We start from the raw sequence: 6,000 nt of genomic DNA on the forward strand, positions 1-6,000 counted from the left end.
TCCCCCGCTCTCGCGCACCACACGTCCGCCGGGAGCCTCACACCGACGAACAGGCTTCAACCCCGGGCCTGGGGCGGGCGCGCAGGACCTCGCTCTACCCTCCCTTTACCTTCCGGGCGTAGAGAGGACGCGTCTTCCGTGACGGGGGAGCGGCCCCGGGACACCGAAGACCCGTCTGACCCCAGGGCATGGCCGCCGCAGGGTCGGTTCGGCTCGCGTCCGGATCATCCGGGGACATCCCCGTTCCCCTGCGCTCCGGCCCGCTGAACAGGCCGTCTGCCGGATGGCGCGGGACCGCTGGCTGGCAGGGCAGGAGGGGGCCGCCGACGCGGTGTTGAGTCTTCGTGGCTCCTGCGCTCCTCCGCACGGCTCGACCCGATGATCGGCGGCCCAGGCCAACGCACTGCCCCTGAAGGAGGCTCACCCTTGTCCGGCAACGCTTTCGCGCTCGTGTGGCGCAATCCCTACGTGCGCGCGCCCGTGTTTTTCGGCCTGATCGCCCTGGCGCTCTGGCTGGCCCGCGACCTGGCGCCCGTGCTCACGGTGGGCCTGACCGCCTACCTGATCGCCTATCTCTCCCACCCGCTGCTGACCTGGCTGGAGCGCCGGCGCCTGCGGCGTGGCGTGGGCATCGGCGTGGTGCTCCTGATCGCGCTCGCGCTCGCGGCGCTGGCCTCCTCGCTCCTGGTGGCCGTCGGGACGCAGCTCATCGACCTTGCGGGGCGCCTGCCGGCGGTCGCCCAGGATGTCAGCCGCTTCGTGGACGGCTGGCTGGCCGCACGCCCGAACCTGCCCTGGACCGCCGGGCTGCGCGCCCAGCTCACCACCCTGATCAACAGCAGCACGGCCATGCTGTCGCGGGACGCGCTGCCGTTCCTGCAAGGCCTGCTCGCCCCGGGCGGCCCGCTGCTGGGAAGGCTCTTCGGGGTGGCGAACACCCTGGCGCAGAGCGTGGCCGTCCTGATCCTGAGCGTGTACATGATGCAGGACTACGAGAAGATCGGCCACACCCTGCTGGGCCTGCTGCCGCGCCCGTGGCAGCCGCTGGCGCTCGACCTGTCGCGCGGGGTGGAGCAATCGGTGGGCGGGTACGTGCGCGGGCAGGTGGTGATCGCCCTCGCCATCGGGACCCTGGTCGCCCTGGGCCTCGCGTTGATCGGCGTGCCGTCCGCGCTCGCGCTGGGCTTCCTGGCGGGGGTCTTCAACCTGGTGCCGTACCTGGGGGTGGTGATCGCGCTCGTCCCCGCGCTGCTGCTCGCCGCGCCGCTGGGGTGGCTCAAGCTCGCGCTGGTCGTGGGGCTCTTCCTGCTCGGCAACCAGCTCGAAGGGCACCTGCTCTCGCCCCTGATCCTCGGCCGGTCCACCAACCTCCACCCCGTCACCGTCGCCCTGAGCATCCTAGTGGGGCTGCATCTGCTGGGCCTGGTGGGGGCGCTGGTGGCCGTCCCCCTGGCCGCCCTCGGGAAGCTGCTGCTGGCGAGGTACTACTACCCCAGCCGCCTGTACCAGGGAGGGCCCTGAGGGCGGCGCCCGGAGGGTCCGTGGGTTGCGGGCACGCCGCGGGCGGGGAACACCGCCGTCCAGGGGGAGCAGGCGACGTCAGCCGGGACGCGTTCCCCGCCCCGGCACCGGGGCAGGACGACCGGAAGGACCTGTCCCACAGACCGCCTGTCGTCTCTCCCCAGGCGGGCGTCCCCTCCTGCGTCCCCGGAGGGTCAGGGTCCGTTCCACCCCTTGCCCCGCGGCTATACCCCGATGTAACGGTCAGGGTGAACACTGGACCCATGCGACCGATGTCCTGGGCCACCCGGACGGCCTGTCCAGCGCCGTCCCCGGACCTCCCGGCCACGGCGCGCTCCTCCCGGCTGCTGGCCCTCGACGCCTGGCGAGGTCTCACCGTCCTCCTGATGCTGCTCGCCAACAACGTCGCCCTGGGGGGCCAGACGCCCGCGCAACTCCAGCACGCGCCGTTCGGCGGGGTGACCCTCACCGACCTGGTGTTTCCCTGGTTCCTCTTCTGCGCCGGTGCCGCCCTGCCGTTCGCCGGCGCGGCCATGCGCCGGGTGAATCTGACCGGGTTCGCGCGCGTCCGGCGGCTGGCGGGCCGCGCGGCCCTGCTCTCCCTCGTGGGGGCGTTCCTGACCAGCGTGACCACGGGGCGCTTCATGCTGGGCCTGGGCGTGTTGCAACTGATCGCCCTGTCCACCCTCCTGGCGGCGCTGCTGGAGGGCTGGCGGGTCCGCTGGCAGGCCCTGGCCGCCGCCGTCCTGCTGGGCGCGTACGCCGCCTTCCTGCTCTGGGTGCCCCACGCGGCCGGGCGGGGCGTCCTGGGAGAGACCGCCCACCCCGTGCAGGCCGTGAATGCCTGGCTCACGCCGCTGGGGCTGCGGGGGCTGCCGTCCGTCGTGCCGACGACCGCCCTGGTGCTGCTGGGCAGCCTCGCCGCGCGGCCCCTGCAAGCGAGGCGGGCGAGTGCCCCCGCCACGCTCCTGGGGCTGGGCCTGGCCTGGAGCGCCGCCGGGTACGCCTGGGCCGCCAGCGGTGCGTTGCCCCTGAGCAAGGCGCTGTGGACGCCGCCCTACCTGCTGTACGCCGCGGGGCTCGGGACCCTCGGGCTGCTGGCGATGTTCCTGATCGGCGACGCCGGTCGCCTGCCGGGGGGCGCGCGGCTGCTCGCGCCCCTCACCGTTCCCGGGCGCAATGCCCTCGCGGCCTATGTGCTGCCCATCCTCGTCAAGGTCTGGGTCTTGCAGGGCCTCACGGTCCCCTGGGCGGGGACCCCCCAGCCCATGCAGGGCGCCCTGCTGACCCTCGCCCGCGGGCAGTTCGGCGGATTCTGGGGAGGCTGGACCTACACCCTGGGTTACGTCCTCGCCGTGTGGCTGGGCCTCGCCTGGCTGGCCCGGCGCGGGCTGATCAGGAAACTCTGAGCCACCCGCCCCTGTCCTGGAGGTCGACATGTCCCGTCTCCGTTCCCTCGCCCTGTTGCTCGCCCTGGCCCCCGCCGCGCTGGCCGCCCCTGCCAGCCTCCCGCTGACCTCCGGGGCCTTCCAGACGCTCGGCGCGGAGTCCTACCGCCGGGCCGGGCTCTCCGGCTCGTTCACGACCTGGCTCGCCGACGCCTACCGGCGCCAGGGCGTGCTGCTTCTGGGTGAACCCTCCCTGGGCCGGGCCCTGAAGCGTCGGCGCGCCCAACTCCTCCTGGCGACGGGTGCGGAGCGCGACCGGCTGGCCCGGGACACCGCCGCCTGGGCGCACCGCTTCGTGAAGGCCGCCCTGCCGCGCTTCAGCCTGGAACGCGGCTTCGAGTTCGCGGGCGCGGCGCGGTCCGGCGAGCGGCAGTGCCTGCTCCAGAGCGTCTTGATCACCGGGCTGTTGCAGGAGGCGGGGCTCCAGGCCGGCGCGGTCATGGTCTGGCGCAACCTCAGCGGTCAGGAGACGAACCTCGGGCACGTCACGGCCACGCTGCGCCTGCCGTCCGGCCACGGGGACCTCCTGATCGACGCGAGCGACCCGACGCCCTTCGTGGAGCACCAGGGGCTGCTGACCTGGGCGGACGGGGGGTACCGCTTCCTGGTCCCCCGGTACGGGGCGGAGCAGACCATTACGGGCTACCGGCAGGCCGACGGCGGCGGGCCGGTGGCGCTCTCTGGGGTGTCGGCCCTCGACCTCGCCTACCTGCGCTCGCAGTTCGACTACTACCGGGGCGAGCGGGCTCCCGGCGGCCTGCTGGGCACCGGGGTCGGGCGGGCCACCCCGGCGGGGCTGCAAGGCAGCGAGCGGTGGCTCCAGGCCGCGTTGCGGGAGAACCCGCACAACGCCCTGGCGGCGTACGTGCTCGGCCACGTGTACCGCAAGCAGGGCCGCCCCGGGGCCGCCCGCGCGCAGTACCTCGCCGCCGCGAAGCTCTACGCCGCGCAGGGGCACACCCCGCGCGGGGTGCAGGACGCCCTCGCCTGGGCCCGTTCGGCGGCTTCCCGTTGACCGGACGGCGCGCTCCGGGCCCGGACTCCACTGACTCCACCCCAGGCCCAGCCCGGTCCCCCCGTTCCAGCATGGTGGGGGCCGTGGCGTCCGCCCCCGCCCGTGAGCCCTGGTGGCCCGTCGTTGTCTCCGGTCTGCTGTTCCTGCTCAGCCCGTCGATCCTCGAGGAGTTGCAGCCGAACCTGACCAGCCGCCGCCTCTCGGCCGCGCTGCTGCTCGTCGGCGGCCTGCTGCTGGCCCGCGGCGTGTCCCTACTGGCCCGCCGGGCGCTGGTGCGCGCGGGCACGCCGCACCGGTTGCCCGCCCTGCGGCTCGTCCATCTGCTGATGCTCGTCGCCGTGACCCTGGTCGCGCTGGGCGCCGGGGGGTTCCGGCTGACGGGGCTGCTCGCCGGGGGCACGGTGCTGACGGTCGTGCTGGGCCTGGCCGCGCAGTCCCTGCTGGCCAACGTCATGTCGGGCATGGTGCTGACCTCCAGCCGCGCCTTTCGTGTGGGCGACCGGGTCACCGTCCGTTCCTGGGCCTTCGGCGGCATCGAGTATGGCGGGGAGGTCCGCGACCTTACCCTCACGCACACGGTGCTGTCCGGCGCGGCGGGCGTGATCAAGGTCCCCAACGCCCGCTTCCTCGACGCCACCCTGATCGTCCACCCCGGAGGGTCACAGGGCGTCACGGTCAAGCTGCCGCCGGGCGTGAGTCTGGCTGATGCTGGAGCGGTGCTCGGGCCGGACGACCGGTTGGTCCCGGTGGCCCTGTCGGAGGCGGGTTGGGAGACCGTGATCTACGTCGCGCCCGACGACGCGGGCCGCGCCGTCCTCGCGGACCTGGCCCGGCTCGTGAACGCCCACACGGCGACGCCACCTGGCTCAACCGCCTCCTGACCACGACGGAAAGGGGAGCACCCCCATGAAGGTGCTCCCCCGAATCTGGGCCGGATCAGTTGCCTGTCTCGCCCGTCTCGCTGCCCTCCTGCTCGCCCCCCCCATTCTCGTTGTCGGCGGCCTCCTGGTGCAGCACCTGGCCGTTGCCGGCGTCGACCTTGACCTCGGTCTGGCCGATCACCACGGCGTACACCAGGCTGCCGTCCTCGTCCTCGAGCTTCACGCTCGTGACCGTGCCGGGCACGGCGGCCTGGGCGGCCTGGCTGGCCTGCTGCGGGGTGATCTTGGCGAGGGCGCGCAACTGCGCCTCTTCCTGGGCATCCGGGACCTCCGTGCCCGGCTGCTCGGCGGGAAGCTGGATGCTGCCCCGGTAGGCCGGGGGCTCGTTCTGCTCGCTGCCCTCGGCGCCCTCGTTCTGGGTGCCGGTCTGGGCCTGGGCGACCGTCGTGCGGGCGGCCGGGGTGGTCTGCGCGAAGGCGTACCCGGCGAGCGGCACGGCGACGGCGGCGGAGGTGGCGAGGGCGAGCAGGACGGTGCGGGTGTTCTTGTTCATCAGGGGTTCTCCTTGGTGTCAGGCCGGGCACGTTGCCTCGACCTGGGCAGAGTGTGCCGGAGGTCGGTAAAAATCCCGTATAGCCGGGTAAAATCCTCGTATAGCGCCGCGCCCGGTTGGGTATACCCGGATTTAGGGAAGGGCCGGTAGCGTGAACCCATGCGACGCGCCCTGCCGCTCCTGCTCCTCACGGTCGCCCTGACCCCGCCCTCCCTGGCCCAGACGGTGCCCGTCCGTCCTGCTCCCATCCCGAGGGTGTCCGCGCCGGGCGCGGCGCAGCCGACGGCGCCCGGCACCCGGCCCACCCCGGTCATCCCCACCCTGCGCCTGACGCCGGCCATCCCGGAGGTGCGCCGGGTGGAGGTGCTGGGCAACGGCTTCATGCGCGCCGCCCACGCGCTGGTGCTGCTGCCAGACCGGGAGGCCACCGGGCAGCGCGCGCTCGACCTCGCCGTCGAGAGCGCCCTGCGGACCTTCCGCGCCGCGCCCGACCTGGGCGAGGTGGACGTGAGCGTCTACCGCGCCGAGGGATACCGGGGCTTCGGCGGCCCACTGCCCCTGCTCACCCTGTCGGTGCCGCGC

The 6,000-nt window shown here is 73.8% G+C and carries 6 protein-coding genes (1 of these 6 running past the window's edge); 5 read left to right on the forward strand and 1 reads right to left on the reverse strand.

Annotation, left to right across the window (positions count from 1 at the left end; all coding sequences use genetic code 11):
• The first annotated feature begins 426 nt into the window (after nucleotides 1-426).
• The 4 genes from E5F05_RS05345 to E5F05_RS05360 all read left to right on the forward strand — a co-directional run bounded on the left by E5F05_RS05345 (nucleotide 427) and on the right by E5F05_RS05360 (nucleotide 4,865).
• A complete protein-coding gene (locus E5F05_RS05345; RefSeq protein ID WP_235610232.1) occupies nucleotides 427-1,521 on the forward strand; it encodes an AI-2E family transporter in 1,095 nt (364 codons plus the stop codon).
• 263 nt (nucleotides 1,522-1,784) lie between these two features.
• On the forward strand, nucleotides 1,785-2,930 hold the full coding sequence (locus E5F05_RS05350; RefSeq protein WP_102125966.1) for a heparan-alpha-glucosaminide N-acetyltransferase domain-containing protein: 1,146 nt from the start codon (nucleotides 1,785-1,787) through the stop codon (nucleotides 2,928-2,930).
• A gap of 28 nt (nucleotides 2,931-2,958) precedes the next feature.
• Nucleotides 2,959-3,984 (forward strand): hypothetical protein, encoded by a 1,026-nt coding sequence (locus tag E5F05_RS05355; protein ID WP_102125965.1) that lies wholly within the window; start codon nucleotides 2,959-2,961, stop codon nucleotides 3,982-3,984.
• Between the two features lie 83 nt (nucleotides 3,985-4,067).
• Entirely contained in the window at nucleotides 4,068-4,865 is a 798-nt protein-coding gene (locus E5F05_RS05360; protein ID WP_164973357.1) for a mechanosensitive ion channel domain-containing protein, read from the forward strand.
• A gap of 55 nt (nucleotides 4,866-4,920) precedes the next feature.
• On the opposite strand, the gene E5F05_RS05365 is transcribed toward E5F05_RS05360, so the two are convergent.
• Complete coding sequence (locus tag E5F05_RS05365; RefSeq protein ID WP_102125963.1) at nucleotides 4,921-5,418, reverse strand: PepSY domain-containing protein; 498 nt, start codon at nucleotides 5,416-5,418, stop codon at nucleotides 4,921-4,923.
• A 159-nt stretch (nucleotides 5,419-5,577) separates the two neighbouring features.
• Between E5F05_RS05365 and E5F05_RS05370 the strand changes: the two genes are divergently transcribed.
• Nucleotides 5,578-6,000: the 5' end (the start) of a polysaccharide deacetylase family protein gene (locus tag E5F05_RS05370; protein WP_129117606.1), read on the forward strand. The gene runs 792 nt beyond the window's last position; the window shows 423 of its 1,215 coding nt (coding positions 1-423); it begins with the start codon at nucleotides 5,578-5,580; the stop codon falls past the right edge of the window.

The organism is Deinococcus metallilatus, assembly GCF_004758605.1.
Classification (GTDB): Bacteria; Deinococcota; Deinococci; order Deinococcales; family Deinococcaceae; genus Deinococcus; species Deinococcus metallilatus.